This is a genomic window from Actinoplanes lutulentus (assembly GCF_003259845.1).
Taxonomy (GTDB): Bacteria; Actinomycetota; Actinomycetes; order Mycobacteriales; family Micromonosporaceae; genus Actinoplanes; species Actinoplanes lutulentus.
In genome coordinates, this window is the sequence record NZ_QLMJ01000002.1 from 749,244 (window position 1) to 763,519 (window position 14,276).

Here is a 14,276-nt window from a genome sequence, read left to right on the forward strand (position 1 = left end):
CATGACCCACTCCACCGACGGCGGCGATGCGGTCATCAGCGCGTTCAACGCGGTCGGCGCGGATTACATCTTCTCCTCGCCGGGGTCCGAATGGGCCCCGGTGTGGGAGTCGCTGGCCCGCCGCCACCGGGACGGACTGCCCTGCCCCCACTACCTCGACCTGCTCCACGAGACCGTCGCGGTCGGCATGGCGACCGGGTACGCCTTGATCACCCGACGTGCCCAGGGTGTGCTCCTGCACGCCGGCCCGGGGCTGCTGCAGGGCTCGATGGCGGTGCACGGCGCGCTGCTGGCCGGCGCACCGATGGTGGTGACCTCCTCGGAGTCGATCACCTACGGCGACGGGCCGGGCCCGGACCCGGGCGGCCAGTGGTACCGCAACCTCTCCGTGGTCGGCGGCCCGCACACCCTCGCCGCGCCGTTCACCAAGTGGTCGAACCAGGCGGCCAGCGTGCACACGCTGACCACGATGATCACCCGTAGTGCCGAGCTGGCGGCCCGTGCCCCGGCCGGACCGGTGTACCTGAACATCCCGCTGGAGGTCCTGCTCGACGAGTGGGACGGCCCGGAACCGAAACCTCTCGCCGCCCCGGGCACCACGGTCAGCTCCGCCGAGGACATACAGGTGGTCCTGGAGCTGCTCGCCGGCGCCGGGAACCCGGTGATCGTCACCGAGACGACCGGCCGCGAGCCGGGCGGCCTGGAAGCGCTCGTCGTGTTCGCCGAGACGCTGGGCATCCCGGTCGTCGAGCCCAGCTCGGCGGTCTGCGTGAACTTCCCGCGCGACCACGAACTGCACGCCGGCGGCGACGTCGAGCCGTTCGTCGACACCGCCGACGTGATCGTGCTGCTGAACTGCCGGGCGCCGTTCTACCCGCCGAGCCGCCGCCCGGCGACCGCGAAGATCGTCGTGATCGACGAGGTGCCGCAGCGGCCGCACATCGTCTACCAGGTGCTGAACGCCGACCACTACCTGGAAGGCGGGGTGGCCGCGACGCTGCGGGAGATGGCGGTCCGCTGGACCGAGCAGGGATTGACGCGAGAGGCCGGGTTTGCCGGCTCGGAGCCCGCCGCAGTCCGGGCAGCCGAGGAGAAGGCCGCGAACAACAGCACCGGCATCGATCCGGTCCACCTCGTCGCCACCCTGCGCGACCTCCTCGGTGATGACTCCGTCGTCGTCGACGAGACCATCACGCACAGCCGGATCGTCCAGCGGCACCTGCGGCGTACCGCGCCCGACTCCTATTTCTACGTCCAGGGCGGCCTCGGCCAGGGCATCGCGGTGGCGCTCGGGGTGAAGCTGGCCGCCCCGGACAAACAGGTCGTCTTCACTGTCGGCGACGGGGCGTTCCTCTACAACCCGATCGTCCAGTCGCTCCAGGCCGCGAAGGCCAACGGGTTGCCCGTCCTCATCCTGGTCTTCAACAACACCGAGTACCGCTCGATGAAGATGAACCACCTGCGGTTCTATCCGCAGGGCGCTGCGGTCGCCACCGGTGAGTTCCTCGGCAACGACCTGAGCGACCAGCCCGAGCTGTCCGCGTTTGCCGAGCCGTTCGGGATGCACGGCGAGCACGTCACCGCCGCCGAGGAGCTGGTGCCGGCCCTGGACCGGGCCCTGAAGGCCGTCCGCAACGGCACCACCGCGATCGTCAACGTCCGCGTCTCACGCTGAGGAACCGTCATGCCGCCTCCCAAAGTCCTCGTGCCGGCCGCTGAGCTGCGCACCTTCACCACGGCGCTGTTCGCCGCCGCCGGTGTCTCGGCCGAGCACGCCGCCACCATCTCCGACGTGCTGACCTGGGCCAGCCTGCGCGGTGTCGACTCGCACGGCGCCTCCCGGGTGCCGCGTTACCTGGAGCTGCTCGACTCCGGCGAAGCGAACAAGGCGCCGGCTCTGGCGTTCGGCTCGACCAGCCCCGCCGTCGCGGTGCTCGACGCCGACCGGGCGCCCGGGCCGGTGGCGCTCACCGCGGCCGCCGACGAGGCGATCAGCCGGGCACGGGCCAGCGGCATCGGCGCGGTCGGCGTACGCCGGACCGTGCACACCGGCGCCATCGGTTACTACACGTCCCGGATCGCCGACGCGGGCCTGGTCGGCATCGCCTTCGTCGCCGGGATGCCGAACATGGCGTACCCCGGGGTGAAGGGCGCCGCCGTCGCGACCAGCCCTCTCTCCATCGCGGTCCCGGCGCCGGACCGGCCGCCCGCGCTGCTCGACATGGCGACGGCCGGCATCGCGCTCGGCAAGATCGCCCAGTTCCGCAACGCCGGAAAACAACTTCCCGAGGGTACGGCGGCAACGGCCGACGGCACCCCGACGACGGACCCGAACCTCGCGAAGATGCCGCTGCCCCTGGGCGGCGTCAAGGGCGCCGGCATGTCGCTGGTGTTCGAGCTGCTCACCAGCGTGCTGGTCGGCGCGCCGATCCTCAGCTCGTTCCACAGCGACGACCCGCAGGGCCGGGTGCACCGGCAGAACGCGCTGATCCTGGCGCTGGACCCGGCAGCCTTCGGCAATGCCGACGAGTTCGGCCCGGCCGTCGCCGGAACCCTGACCAGCCTCAAGGGGCTGACCAGGGCGGACGACGAGTCGGAGATCCGTTACCCGGGCGAGGGCAGCGCGGCCGTCGCGGGCCGGCGCACCGCCGAGGGTGTGCCGGTCGCCGCGAAGGTCTGGGCCGAGATCCAGGTGGCCGCCGAGAAGCTGGGTGTCCCGGCCCCGGTGTAAAGAGATCAGCGGTACTGGAAGCGGCCCACCAGGTTGTTCAGGTCGTCGGCCAGGGTCGCCAGCTCGGCGGCGGCCTGCTGGCCCGAGGCCACGGCGGTCCGGCTCTGACCGGCGGCGGTGGAGACGTACCCGATGTTCTCGGCGATCCGGGCCGCGCCGGACGCGGCGGTCGCCACGTTGCGGTTCATCTCCGAGGTGGTCGCGGTCTGCTCCTCGACCGCCGACGCGATGGTGGTCTGGAACTGGTCGATCCTCGCGATGACCTCGCCGATCCGGGTGATCGCGGCGACCGCGCTGTCGGTGTCGGCCTGGATCGCCTGAACGCGCTGGGAGATGTCCTCGGTCGCCTTCGCGGTCTCCTGGGCCAGCTCCTTGACCTCGCCGGCCACCACCGCGAAGCCCTTGCCGGACTCGCCGGCCCGGGCCGCCTCGATGGTCGCGTTGAGTGCGAGCAGGTTGGTCTGCTCGGCGATCGAGGTGATCGCCTTGACCACGTCGCCGATCTTCTGCGAGCTGGCGCCCAGTTTGCTGACCGTCTCGGTGGTCTCCGCCACCACGGACACCGCCTCCATGGTCACCCCGGCGCTGGCGCTGGCGCTCTGCGCGATCTCCTGGATCGCCAGCGCCATCTCGTCCGCGCCGGTGGCGACGGTCTGCAGGTTGAAGGAGACCTCCTCGGCGGAGGTGTTCGCCGACTCGGCCCGCTCCGACACCGCCTGCGAACCGGCCACCGTCTGAGCGTTGACCTGGGACAGGGCCTTCGAGCTCTGCGCCAGCGTGGCGGCACCGTCGGCCAGGGCGGACACCGTGTCGCGTACCGAATGGGTGGCCTTGTTGACCGAGCGCGCCATCGCGCCGATCTCGTCCTTGCCGGTCGCCGGGACGGTCCGGGTCAGGTCGCCGGCGGCGACCGCCTCCATCGCCTCGGCGACCGAGTCCAGCCGGCGGGTGATCGAGCGGGCGGCGGCGAGCGCGCACCCGATACCGATCAGCAGGCCGACGCCGAGGGTGGCGAGCACCTCGCGGCGGGCCGACGTGTACCGGTCGTGCGCGGCCTGCGCGGCCTGGGTGGCGGTCGCCGCGGCCTCCTCGGAGAGCACCGCGAGATTGGCGTCCATGCCGCTGACCACGGTCTCGAAGTCGATGTCGGCTTCCTTGCCCGCCGCGATGCTGGCCATCGCGGTGCTGTACTGCTCCCACCCGGCGGAAAACGTGGCAAGCGTCGCCGTTTCGGCGGCGCTCTTGGCCTGGGCCTGGTACGACGCCAGGGCCACGCCGAGGATCTCCATCGCGGCCGCCCGGTTCTTTCCGATGGCGGCCTGGGCCGTGGCGTCGCCGCCGGCCGAGATCGACGCGGCGGCATAGTGGTTGAGCAGCGACTGCGCGCCGCGCATCTCGCTCAGCAACGCCAGGTTGCGGACGTTGGTGGTCCGCACCTCGGTCATCCGGCGATCCATGTCGGCCATCCGCATGACCGCCAGCACACAGGCAGCCGTCACGACGACCGCAACAAGCAGCACAGCGGTGAGAATTTTGTTCCTGACCCGGAGGTTCGTGAACGACCGGGTCAGGAAATTACCGCTCGGGCTGTCCGGCGCTGCTTGAGGGGGCATGTCCCCTATATCGTCAGACAATCACCGGTGATGAGAGCTTCAGCCTGCCGCCGCCGTCTGGGCGCGTTTGCGGGCCGCCGGGACGACCAGCGGGGTGCCGGTCTCCGGGTCGTCGATGACCCGGCAGGGCAGGCCGAAGACGTCCTCGACCAGCTCGGCGGTGAGCACCTCGCCGGGCGGGCCGGTCTTCGCGATCTTGCCGTCGCGCATGGCGATCAGGTGGGTGGCGTACCGGGCGGCGTGGTTGAGGTCGTGCAGGACCGCGACCAGCGTCCGGCCCTGGGTCTCGTGCAGCTCGGCGCAGAGGTCGAGCACCTCGATCTGGTGCGCGATGTCCAGATATGTGGTCGGCTCGTCGAGCAGCAGCAACGGTGTCTGCTGGGCGAGCGCCATGGCGAGCCAGACCCGCTGACGCTGGCCGCCGGACAGCTCGTCGACGTTGCGGTCGGCCAGGTCACCGACGTGGGTGGCGGCCATCGACTCGGTCACCACCTGCTCGTCCTGTGCCGACCAGCGGCGGATCAGGCTCTGGTGCGGGTACCGGCCGCGAGCCACCAGCTCGGCCACGGTGATGCCGTCCGGCGCGGTCGACGACTGCGGCAGCAGGCCGAGCGTCTTGGCGACCTGCCGGGTGGGCACCGAGTGCACGTCCTTGCCGTCCAGCAGGACGGTGCCGGCGGCCGGCTTGAGCAGCCGGGACAGCGCCCGCAGCAGGGTGGACTTGCCGCACGCGTTCGGGCCGATGATCACGGTGAACGAGTCGTCCGGGATGTCGACGCTCAGCTCCTCGGCGATGACCCGCTTGTCATATGCCAGAGTCATTCCCGTACCGCTGAGGCGACTCATCTTCTCTCCTGAGTTAGACATTGATCAGATCCGCCCGGCCCGGCGTTCCATGGTGAGCAGCCAGACCAGATAGGCGCCGCCGATGGCGCCGGTCACCACGCCGACCGGGAGCACCCGGGGCGTGTGCTGCGCGATCCAGTCGGCGCCGACCAGCAGCAGCGCGCCCATGGCGAGGGCGGGAACCAGGTTCGGCCCGGGCGCCCTGGTGATCTTCTTGGCCAGGTGCGGTGCGATGAGCGCGACGAAGGCGACCGGTCCCGCCGCTGCCGCGGCGCAGGCCACGAGCAGGGTGGCGGTGAAGAGCGCGGTGGTCCGCAAGGCCTTCACGGGTACGCCCAGCGCGGCCGCCGAGTCGTCGCCCATCTCCAGGATCCGCAGGCCGGGACCGCAGGCCAGGAGCAGGATGGGCAACGTGAGCACCAGCACGCCGAGCAGCGGGCCGGCCTGCTGCCAGTCCCGGCCGTCCAGGCTGCCGGTCAGCCAGAGCAGCGCCCGGGCGTTCTCCATCTGCACGCCCCGGGTCAGCAGATAACCGCTGATGCCGGTGAAGATCGCCGACATCCCGATGCCGACCAGGATGAACCGGTAACCGTGCAGGCCGTGCTTGCCGCCGACCAGCTGGATCAGCACGGCCGCGCCCAGGCCGCCGGCGACCGCGGCGAGGGAGAGCTGGGTGCTGCTGCCGCCGAGGATCACCACGGTGAGCGCGGCGGTGCTCGCGCCGTTCGTGATGCCGAGCACATCCGGGCTGCCCAGCGGGTTGCGGACCAGCGACTGGAAGACCGCGCCACCGGCGGCCAGGGCCATGCCGACCAGGATCGCGGTGATCACCCGGGGCAGGCGCAGCTCGTTGACGATGAAGTCCTGCGCCGCGGTGCCCTGACCGAACAGGGTCTTCACCACGTCGGCGGGCGGGATCGGGAACTCGCCGGTGCCCAGGGTCAGCACCGCGATCGCGGCGGCGAGGAGGGCGGCGACCACCCCGACGACCACGGCACGCGGCCGGACGCCGACCCGGCTGCCGACCGTTTTTTCCAGAGTGAGGGTGGTCATCGGGCGGCTCGCACGAGGTAGAGGAACAGGGGACCACCGAGGACCGCGGTGACCGTGCCGACCTGCAGCTCGCCGGGGCTGCCGAGGATCCGGCCGAGCACGTCGGAACCGAGCAGCAGCACCGGCGCGAGCACCGCGGTGTACGGCAACAGCCAGCGCAGGTCCGGCCCGGTGAACGGGCGGACCATGTGCGGGACGAGCAGGCCGACGAAGACGATCGGGCCGCAGGCGGCGGTGGCGCCGCCGCAGAGCAGGGTGACCGCCACGATGACCGCGGTGCGGATCACCGCGGGCCGGGCGCCGAGGGCGCGGGCCGCGTCGTCACCGAGCGACAGCGCGTTCAGCGGGCGGGCCGCCGCGAGCGCCACCAGCAGGCCGGCCGCGAAGAACGGCAGCAGCCGGGTCACCGTGGCGAAGTCCGCGCTGGCCAGCGAGCCGGCCGTCCAGAACTTGACCTTCTCGATGGCCTGCGAGTCGGAGAGCAGGGTGGCGCTCACATAGGAGTACAGCGTCGCGTTGAGCGCCGCTCCGGCGAGAGCGAGCCGGGCCGGGGTCGCCGACCGTCCACCACCGACCGTGTAGACCAGGGCGGTGACGACCGCGGCGCCGAGCAGGGCGAACCAGATGTATCCGTAGAACGACCCGATGCCGAGGAAGACGGCGGCCGAGGCGACACCGGCCGAGGCGCCGGCGTTGATGCCGAGCAGACCCGGGTCGGCGAGCGGGTTGCGGGTCAGCGCCTGCATGATCGCGCCGGCCAGGCCGAGCGCCATACCGACCATCAAACCGAGCAGGGTACGCGGAAGCCGCATCTCGTGGACGATCCGGTAGTACGGCGAAGCGGGGTCGGTGAGTCCGGCCCAGACCTCGCCGATGCTGAGGAACCGTGCGCCGAAACCGATGCTGAGCACGAGCACCACGGCGAGCAGGATCACCGAGACGAGCAGGCCGGTGAGGCGTACCGGGAAGCGCCTGCCCGGGTGCGCGGGACCGGGTTTGTCCACGTCGCCGGGACCGGCCGGTGACGTGGTGCGGATCCCCTGGTCCGTCGGGGTGTCATAGGTGGACAGTTGATGCTCCCGTCACGGTTCGGTAGATCCTGTTGACGCGCGTTCGGTTCGTTAGGTTAGCCTAACCATTCACGCGGTCGAGTGACCGGTCGTACCCATGAGAAAGACTCGATGATGTCGAACTCCCACCTTTCTTTGTCCCGTCGTGGCCTGCTGGCCGCCGGCGGCGCCGCCGGTATCGGCGCGCTGCTGAGCGCCTGTGGCAGCAACGAGGAGACCGGGTCGTCTCCCGCCGCCTCCGCTCCCGCCGCCGCTGCCGGCCCGTGGTCGTTCACCGACGACCAGCCCAAGGAGCTGAAGGCCGACAAGACCCCCAGCAAGATCGTCGCGTTCACGGGTACCGCCGCCGCGCTGGTCGACCTGGGCCTCCAGGACAAGATCGTCGGCGTCTTCGGCGAGACCAAGAAGGCCGACGGCACCGCCGAGGACCAGGCCGGCGACCTGGACATCAACAAGGTCCAGATCATCGGCAACGCCTGGGGCGAGTTCTCCGTCGAGAAGTACGCGGCGCTCAGCCCCGAGCTGCTCGTCACCCACATGTTCGACCCGGGCGCGTACTGGTACATCCCGGACGAGAGCAAGGACAAGATCCTCGGCCTCGCGCCGACCGCCACGATCACCGTCGGCCGGGTCCCGCTGACCAAGCCGATCGAGCGGTACGCCGAGCTCGCCGCCTCCCTCGGCGCCGACCTCAACGCCCCGAAGGTGACCGAGGCCAAGGCCCGCTTCGAGAAGGCCGCCGCGGACCTGTCCGCCGCCGCCAAGGCCAGCGGTGGCATCAAGGTGCTCGCCGGCTCCGGCGCGGCCGACATCTTCTACGTGTCGAACCCGAAGGTGTCCTCCGACCTCATGTACTTCAAGGAGCTCGGCGTCGACATCATCATCCCGGAGAAGACCGACGGTGGTGACTACTACGAGTCCCTGAGCTGGGAGAACGCCGACAAGTACGCGGCCGACATCATCTTCCTGGACGCGCGTACCGGCACCCTGCAGCCGAACGACCTGGCGTCGAAGCCGGGCTGGTCCGCGCTGCCCGCCGTCAAGGCGAACCAGGTCTTCCCGTGGCAGGCCGTCCCGATCTACTCCTGGAACGGCGCCGCCCCGCTGCTCGAGGCGCTCACCGCCGCGATCAAGAAGTCCAAGAAGCTCGCCTGATTTCTCTGAATCCCCGTCGATGCCGGTGACAGCCGGCATCGGCGGGGATTTTGCCGACCCCCCGATGGAAAGCGAAGTCCGATGGTGAAAAGAGTTCTCACCTCTCTGATAGCCCTGACGCTCAGCGCCGGCGCGCTCGTCGCCTGCGCCTCCTCCGACGACGAGACCGTCACGCCGGAAGCCGGCTCGTCCGGGGCCGCCGCGGGGGCGTTCCCGGTCAGCATCACCCACAAGCTCGGCACCACCACCCTGGAGAAGGCCCCCGAGCGGGTCGTCGCGCTCTCCGACGCGGACCTCGACGCCCTGCTGCTGCTCGGCGTGCAGCCGGTCGGCGTGTACCAGTCGGTCGCCGAGGGCGGCGTCAGCCCGTGGGCCAAGCCGATGATCACCGGCAGCCCGAAGCAGCTGGTCCAGGGCGAGAACGGCGTCGACCCGGAAGAGATCGCCGCGCTCAACCCCGACCTGGTGCTGGCCGGCGGCGACTACTACATCGACAACGAGTACAAGGCGCTCTCGCCGCTCGTGCCGACCACCGCGTACGAGACCGGGCCGTTCGAGGACCCGTGGCAGACCACGCTGCGTCAGGTCGCCAAGCTGCTCGGCAAGTCCGAGCAGGGCGAGCAGATCATCGCGCAGGTGCAGGCCAAGTCGGACGCGGTGAAGACCCAGTACCCGCAGCTGGCCGGCAAGACCTTCACCATCTCCCAGGTGTACGAGGCCGGCACCATCGGCGTGCTGCGCTCCGACAAGGACGTCACCGTGAAGGCCTTCGCCGACCTCGGCATGAAGCTGGCCCCCGCGGTCGCCGCCCTGCCCGGTGAGGACTTCGCGGTCACCCTGAGCCTCGAGAAGATCGCTACGATCGACGCCGACGTGGTGCTGGTCTACTGCACCGAGCCGCAGCTCAAGACAGCGCTGGAGTCGAACACCCTGTTCAAGAACCTGAACGCGGTCAAGGGCGGCAAGTACGTGGCCGTCGGCACCGACGCGTTCATGGCGCTGCGCAACCCGAGCCCGCTCTCGGTGCCGTTCTTCATCGACAACACGGTTCCGGACGTCGCGAAGGCGGCCGGGGCCTGATGACGGCAGCCGGGACACTCACCCGCACCGGGCGAGGGTCCCGGCTCGTCGGGCTGGGCGCGTTGCTGCTGCTCGCGGCGGTCGCGGTGCTGCTCAGCCTCGGTCTCGGCGCGCAGGCCCTGCATCCGGCCGAGGTGTGGCAGGCCCTTGTTCACCCGGACGGCTCCGACGCCACCGCGGTGGTACGGGAGCTGCGCGGTCCGCGTACCGTCCTCGGGGTTTTGGTGGGGTTGGCTCTTGGCGCCGCAGGCGCATTGATGCAGGGGCACACGCGCAACCCGATCGCCGACCCCGGGTTGCTCGGGGTTTCCGCGGGAGCGAGCCTCGCGGTGGTGCTCGCCATCTCGATTTTCAAGATCAACGACTTCCATGGGTACGTGTGGTTCGCGTTCGCCGGCGCGCTCGTCGCGAGCGTCCTGGTCTTCTCGCTCGGCGCGGCCGGCGCCGGCGGGCCGACACCGGTCACGCTCGCGCTGGCCGGGATGGCGCTCAGCGCGCTGTTCGCGTCGTTCACCTCGTCGATTCTGATCAACGACCCGGACACGCTGTCGGTGTTCCGGTTCTGGGTGGTCGGCTCGCTGGCCGGCCGCGATTACGCGACCGCCTGGGCGGTGCTGCCGTTCATCGTGGCCGGGCTGATCGTCGCGGCGATCAACGCGCCGGCGCTGAACGCGCTCGGCCTCGGCGAGGACGTGGCCCGCGCGCTCGGGCAGAACATCGTGGTCGCCCGGACCCTCGGCGTGACCGCCATCGTGCTGCTGGCCGGCGCCGCCACCGCCGCGGTCGGCCCGCTCGCGTTCGCCGGGCTGATCGTGCCGCACATCGCGCGGGTCCTGACCGGTCCTGATCACCGATGGCTCGTTCCGTTCGCCGCGCTGCTCGGTGTCAGCCTGGTGCTGATCGCGGACGTGGCCGGGCGGCTGATCGCGAGCCCGGCCGAGTTGCAGACCGGGATCGTGCTGGCGTTCGTCGGCGCGCCCTTCTTCATCTGGCTGGTCCGCCGGATCCGGATGGTGAGGCTGTGAGCTCTCCCTTGCTGGTGCTTCCCGGGCGGCGGGTTCTCCGGGCCGGGCCGGTCTCCGCCGCCATTCCGCTGCGGACCGTCGCGGTCACCCTGCTCGCGCTCGCTGCCACCGTCGCGGCCGGAGTCGTGGCCGTCGGGCACGGCGACTTCCCGATCAGCCCGGAGACCGTCTGGCAGGTCGTCACCGGCGGCGGCACCCGCATCGAGCGGCACATCCTGCTCAACCTGCGGCTGCCCCGGGTGCTCTGCGGCCTGCTCGCCGGCGCGGCCCTCGCGGTCGCCGGAGCACTCACCCAGACCTTCGCCCGCAACCCCCTGGCCAGCCCGGACGTGCTCGGCGTGACCTACGGCGCGTCGGTCGGCGCGGTCGCCGCCATCGTCCTCGGCGTGGGGCTCATCCCGATCGCCGCGCTGGCCGGCGCGCTGCTCAGCGCCGCCGCCATCTATCTGCTCGCCTGGCGGCAGGGCATCGACGGCTATCGGCTCGTGCTGATCGGGCTCGGCGCCGGGCAGCTGCTTGCCGGCATCACCTCGTGGCTGCTGCTGCGCGCCGACGTGGCCGACGTGTCCCGGGCCAGCATCTGGCTCAGCGGATCCCTCGCCGGGCGGGACTGGTCACACGTACGCCCTCTCGCGGTCGCCCTGGTCGTGCTCCTGCCCGCCGCCGTCGCCGTCTCGATCGCGCTGCGCGTGCTCCAGTTCGGCGACGACACCGCCCGCGGGCTCGGTCTGCGCCTCCAAGGCGCACAGTTGGCCGTCGTCGTGGTCGCGGCCGCCCTTGCTGCCGCAGCGGTCGCCGCCGCCGGGCCGATCGAGTTCGTCGCGTTCGTGGTACCGCAGATCGCCCTGCGACTCTGCGGCGGCAGCCGGCCACCGCTGGTCGCGTCCGCGGTGCTCGGGGCGTTCCTCGTGGTCGGCTGTGACCTGCTCGCCCGGATCGTCGTCGCGCCCGAGGAGCTGCCGGTCGGCCTGCTCACGGCGATGGTCGGCACTCCTTATCTGCTGTGGTTGTTGTTGCGACGCTCCCGAAGGATCAGCGGATGAACGACCGGTTGCGCGGATCGGATCTGACCCTTTCCTATGGCGACGTCGAAGTCACGAAAAATCTGGATATATCCGTGACGGACGGGCGGATCACCGCGATCATCGGGCCGAACGGCTGCGGCAAGTCCACCGTGCTCCGCGCCCTCGGCCGGCTGCTGCGTCCCGGCGGGGGAGAGGTGCTGCTCGACGGGGTACGGATCGACAAGATGCCCACCCGCGACGTCGCACGGATTCTCGGTGTCCTCCCGCAGTCGCCGAGCGCCCCGGACGGCCTCACCGTCGCCGACCTGGTGATGCGCGGACGGCACCCGCACCAGACCTGGTTCCGCCAGTGGTCCAGCGACGACGAGGAACTGGTCGCCGACGCGCTGAGCTGGACCGGCATGCTGGAATTCGCCTCCCGCCCGGTCGACGCCCTCTCCGGCGGCCAGCGGCAGCGCGCCTGGATCAGCATGGCCCTCGCCCAGGGCACCGACCTGCTGCTGCTCGACGAACCGACCACGTTCCTCGACCTGGCCCACCAGATCGACGTGCTCGACCTGATCCGCCGTCTGCACCGGGAGAAACAGCGGACCGTCGTGATGGTCCTGCACGACCTCTCGCTCGCGGCCCGCTACGCCGACGTGCTGGTCGCCATGAAGGACGGCCGCATCGTCGCGACCGGCACGCCGGAGGAGGTGCTCACGCCGGAGCTGCTCGACGAGGTATTCGACCTCAAGGCGATGGTCGTCCCGGACCCGGCGACGGGAACACCCTTGGTCATCCCCGTACCCAGAGAGACGTAACCAGCCACGCCGCGCTGCCCGCCGCTGCTCGCTGCTCGCCGCGCTGCCCGGCGCTGCTCGCCGCGCCAGGTCGTCGCGGAGGGCGGACCACCCGAAATCGACACGCCACGGACGGCCGTCCCGGAAACTCGTGCGTTTGCGGTCGACCGGACGCCCAAACCGCACAAGATCTGTCCGAACGGCACCTCGCAACGAGCAGTCGGCGTGACCAGCGGTTGCCCGTCTTCCGGGACGGGGTCGCACGGAAGAGCCGCCCAGCGGGGATGCGCGCACACCGAAGAACCGCCCAACGCTGACGAGCGGCCACGCAACCCGTCTCTGGCCTCCCGGCCCGGCTATAGCGTTGCTGAACGCACACGGAACGGCTTGAGCCGATCTTGCCGCTGAAGCGGGCGTCGGCCTCTAGGGACGGTCTTTCTTGGGCAACGCCGCCACCACCGTCTCGTAGGACGCGTCGACGGCCTCGAGGATCTCGTCGTCTCCGATCGCGCCGCCGAAGCGCAGAGTGTTCCACCCGTGCCGCCCGATATACGCGCTCGCCGCCGCGTCGTCGGGGTAACGCGAAATCCACTCATCAGCCGCGTCCCGGCCCTTGCCGCACTTCACTCCGACGGTGTGACCGGCCTGCACATCACCCAGAAACGCGAAAATCCTGCTGCCCACCTTGACGACTACGTCACCTTCCCAGGGCTCGTCCTGCCAGGCTCCGGGCTTCGCGAGGCAGTGTCTCAACAGGTCAGAAGCGTTCATGAGGCCGGTTTACCACATCCCACCGACTCCATATAGATACGACTTTCTTTGCAAAAGGGACAAAAACTATTTTACGGTCTAAGTCATGTCCAGTGACCGCCCGATCTTCGTCGTCGGATGTCCCCGCTCCGGCACGACGATGCTTCAGCTGATGCTGCACGCCCACCCGCGGATCGCGCTGCCGCCGGAGAACCGGTTCCTGCTGCCGGCCTACGAGCGCCGCCACGAGTACGGCGACCTCAGCAGCCCCGCACAGAGGCGGGCGCTGGCGGAGTGGATCGTCGCGTCTCCGCACTTCGACGACCTCGGTCTCGAAGGACCAGCGGTGGTCGAGGCCGTCGTCGCGGCGCCGGCCACGCTCGGCTCGGCCTTCGGGACGATCTTCAAGCTGTACGCGCAACGCTTCGGCAAGCCTCGTTGGGGTGACAAGCGGCCGTCCTACCTGCGGAACCTGCCGATCATCCTCCGGTTGTTCCCGGACGCGCAGATCATCAACATCCTGCGTGACGGCCGGGACTGCGTCGCCTCCCTCAAGGAGACGCCGTGGCGCCCGACCGACTTCGGCAAGCTCGTCGACACGTACGCCCGTTCCGCCGACGCCTCGATGCGGGCCGCCCGGCTCTATCCGGCCGACGTCTACCACCAGGTGCGGTACGAGGATCTGGTCTCCGACCCGGCGCCGCACCTGCAGTCGATCTGCGCCTTCCTCGGCGAGGAGTACGACCCGGCGATGGCCCGCCCGTCCAAGCTGGCCCCGGTGGCCGTGCCGGAGTACAAGACGTGGCACTCGCTGACCCACTCCGAGGTGACCACGGCCCGGGTGGCGAGCTGGCAGACGCGACTCACGGCCGAGGAGATCGAGCTGTGCGAGGCGGTGTTCGGCGACCGGCTGACCCGACTGGGTTATCAGGTGTCGGCGGCGGCGCACCGGAGCAGCCGGGCGCGGGCCACGCGCACGTGGCTGGCGGTGCGGGATCGGCTGGGACCGGCCCGCCTGCGAGCCGACGACGTCCGGGGCAGCCTGCGCAGCCGCCGCCGCGGCCCAGCCCTGCCGGCCCGCCTGGAGTCCGCCGACCACTGACCCACCGAGCCGGCTTGACGTCACGGTCGCCGTGCGCGACAGCC

13 protein-coding genes are annotated in these 14,276 nt (G+C 70.7%); 8 read left to right on the forward strand and 5 right to left on the reverse strand.

Annotated features, from left to right (window positions below; translation table 11 throughout):
- Nucleotide 1: 1 nt before the first annotated feature.
- Nucleotides 2-1,675, forward strand: a complete 1,674-nt coding sequence (locus tag B0I29_RS06745; RefSeq protein WP_111647946.1) for a thiamine pyrophosphate-dependent enzyme — start codon at nt 2-4, stop codon at nt 1,673-1,675.
- Nucleotides 1,676-1,684: 9 nt separating this feature from the next.
- Nucleotides 1,685-2,731: an Ldh family oxidoreductase gene (locus tag B0I29_RS06750; protein WP_111647947.1), complete on the forward strand. Its 1,047-nt coding sequence runs from the start codon at nt 1,685-1,687 to the stop codon at nt 2,729-2,731.
- A 5-nt stretch (nt 2,732-2,736) separates the two neighbouring features.
- Here B0I29_RS06750 and B0I29_RS06755 read toward each other — a convergent pair whose 3' ends face one another.
- The 4 genes from B0I29_RS06755 to B0I29_RS06770 are packed head-to-tail and all read right to left on the reverse strand — an operon-like array spanning nt 2,737 to nt 7,178.
- The gene (locus B0I29_RS06755) at nt 2,737-4,344 is read right to left on the reverse strand and encodes a methyl-accepting chemotaxis protein (RefSeq protein ID WP_111647948.1); all 1,608 of its coding nucleotides are present in this window, start codon (nt 4,342-4,344) and stop codon (nt 2,737-2,739) included.
- 39 nt (nt 4,345-4,383) lie between these two features.
- Complete coding sequence (locus B0I29_RS06760; RefSeq protein WP_220091292.1) at nt 4,384-5,166, reverse strand: ABC transporter ATP-binding protein; 783 nt, start codon at nt 5,164-5,166, stop codon at nt 4,384-4,386.
- 48 nt (nt 5,167-5,214) lie between these two features.
- Nucleotides 5,215-6,243, reverse strand: a complete 1,029-nt coding sequence (locus tag B0I29_RS06765) for a FecCD family ABC transporter permease (RefSeq protein ID WP_111647950.1) — start codon at nt 6,241-6,243, stop codon at nt 5,215-5,217.
- A complete protein-coding gene (locus B0I29_RS06770; RefSeq protein ID WP_181557721.1) occupies nt 6,240-7,178 on the reverse strand; it encodes a FecCD family ABC transporter permease in 939 nt (312 codons plus the stop codon). The genes B0I29_RS06765 and B0I29_RS06770 overlap by 4 nt, the downstream gene beginning before the upstream one ends.
- Nucleotides 7,179-7,427: 249 nt before the next feature.
- Here B0I29_RS06770 and B0I29_RS06775 point away from each other — a divergent pair, with 249 nt between their 5' ends.
- The 5 genes from B0I29_RS06775 (at nt 7,428) to B0I29_RS06795 (ending at nt 12,401) form a co-directional block, all read left to right on the forward strand.
- Nucleotides 7,428-8,468, forward strand: coding sequence for an ABC transporter substrate-binding protein (locus tag B0I29_RS06775; RefSeq protein ID WP_111648055.1), 1,041 nt, complete (start codon nt 7,428-7,430; stop codon nt 8,466-8,468).
- 81 nt (nt 8,469-8,549) lie between these two features.
- Entirely contained in the window at nt 8,550-9,548 is a 999-nt protein-coding gene (locus B0I29_RS06780; protein ID WP_221402286.1) for an ABC transporter substrate-binding protein, read from the forward strand.
- On the forward strand, nt 9,548-10,573 hold the full coding sequence (locus B0I29_RS06785; protein ID WP_111647951.1) for a FecCD family ABC transporter permease: 1,026 nt from the start codon (nt 9,548-9,550) through the stop codon (nt 10,571-10,573). Before B0I29_RS06780 ends, B0I29_RS06785 begins: the two co-directional genes overlap by 1 nt.
- Nucleotides 10,570-11,616, forward strand: a complete 1,047-nt coding sequence (locus tag B0I29_RS06790; RefSeq protein WP_111647952.1) for a FecCD family ABC transporter permease — start codon at nt 10,570-10,572, stop codon at nt 11,614-11,616. Before B0I29_RS06785 ends, B0I29_RS06790 begins: the two co-directional genes overlap by 4 nt.
- Nucleotides 11,613-12,401 (forward strand): ABC transporter ATP-binding protein, encoded by a 789-nt coding sequence (locus B0I29_RS06795; RefSeq protein ID WP_111647953.1) that lies wholly within the window; start codon nt 11,613-11,615, stop codon nt 12,399-12,401. The genes B0I29_RS06790 and B0I29_RS06795 overlap by 4 nt, the downstream gene beginning before the upstream one ends.
- Before the next feature lie 402 nt (nt 12,402-12,803).
- Here the strand turns inward: B0I29_RS06795 and B0I29_RS06800 are convergent, their stop codons facing one another.
- Nucleotides 12,804-13,151, reverse strand: coding sequence for an MmcQ/YjbR family DNA-binding protein (locus B0I29_RS06800; RefSeq protein WP_111647954.1), 348 nt, complete (start codon nt 13,149-13,151; stop codon nt 12,804-12,806).
- An 85-nt stretch (nt 13,152-13,236) separates the two neighbouring features.
- Between B0I29_RS06800 and B0I29_RS06805 the strand changes: the two genes are divergently transcribed.
- A complete protein-coding gene (locus tag B0I29_RS06805; protein ID WP_111647955.1) occupies nt 13,237-14,232 on the forward strand; it encodes a sulfotransferase family protein in 996 nt (331 codons plus the stop codon).
- Nucleotides 14,233-14,276 lie beyond the last annotated feature (44 nt).

Bases quoted from the DNA above. Each gene is read 5' to 3' on its own strand.
- B0I29_RS06745 (WP_111647946.1), top strand. From the start codon at position 2: ATGACCCACTCCACCGACGGCGGCGATGCGGTCATCAGCGCGTTCAAC.
- B0I29_RS06750 (WP_111647947.1), top strand. From the start codon at position 1,685: ATGCCGCCTCCCAAAGTCCTCGTGCCGGCCGCTGAGCTGCGCACCTTC.
- B0I29_RS06755 (WP_111647948.1), bottom strand. From the start codon at position 4,344: ATGCCCCCTCAAGCAGCGCCGGACAGCCCGAGCGGTAATTTCCTGACC.
- B0I29_RS06760 (WP_220091292.1), bottom strand. From the start codon at position 5,166: ATGACTCTGGCATATGACAAGCGGGTCATCGCCGAGGAGCTGAGCGTC.
- B0I29_RS06765 (WP_111647950.1), bottom strand. From the start codon at position 6,243: ATGACCACCCTCACTCTGGAAAAAACGGTCGGCAGCCGGGTCGGCGTC.
- B0I29_RS06775 (WP_111648055.1), top strand. From the start codon at position 7,428: ATGTCGAACTCCCACCTTTCTTTGTCCCGTCGTGGCCTGCTGGCCGCC.
- B0I29_RS06780 (WP_221402286.1), top strand. From the start codon at position 8,550: ATGGTGAAAAGAGTTCTCACCTCTCTGATAGCCCTGACGCTCAGCGCC.
- B0I29_RS06785 (WP_111647951.1), top strand. From the start codon at position 9,548: ATGACGGCAGCCGGGACACTCACCCGCACCGGGCGAGGGTCCCGGCTC.
- B0I29_RS06795 (WP_111647953.1), top strand. From the start codon at position 11,613: ATGAACGACCGGTTGCGCGGATCGGATCTGACCCTTTCCTATGGCGAC.
- B0I29_RS06800 (WP_111647954.1), bottom strand. From the start codon at position 13,151: ATGAACGCTTCTGACCTGTTGAGACACTGCCTCGCGAAGCCCGGAGCC.
- B0I29_RS06805 (WP_111647955.1), top strand. From the start codon at position 13,237: ATGTCCAGTGACCGCCCGATCTTCGTCGTCGGATGTCCCCGCTCCGGC.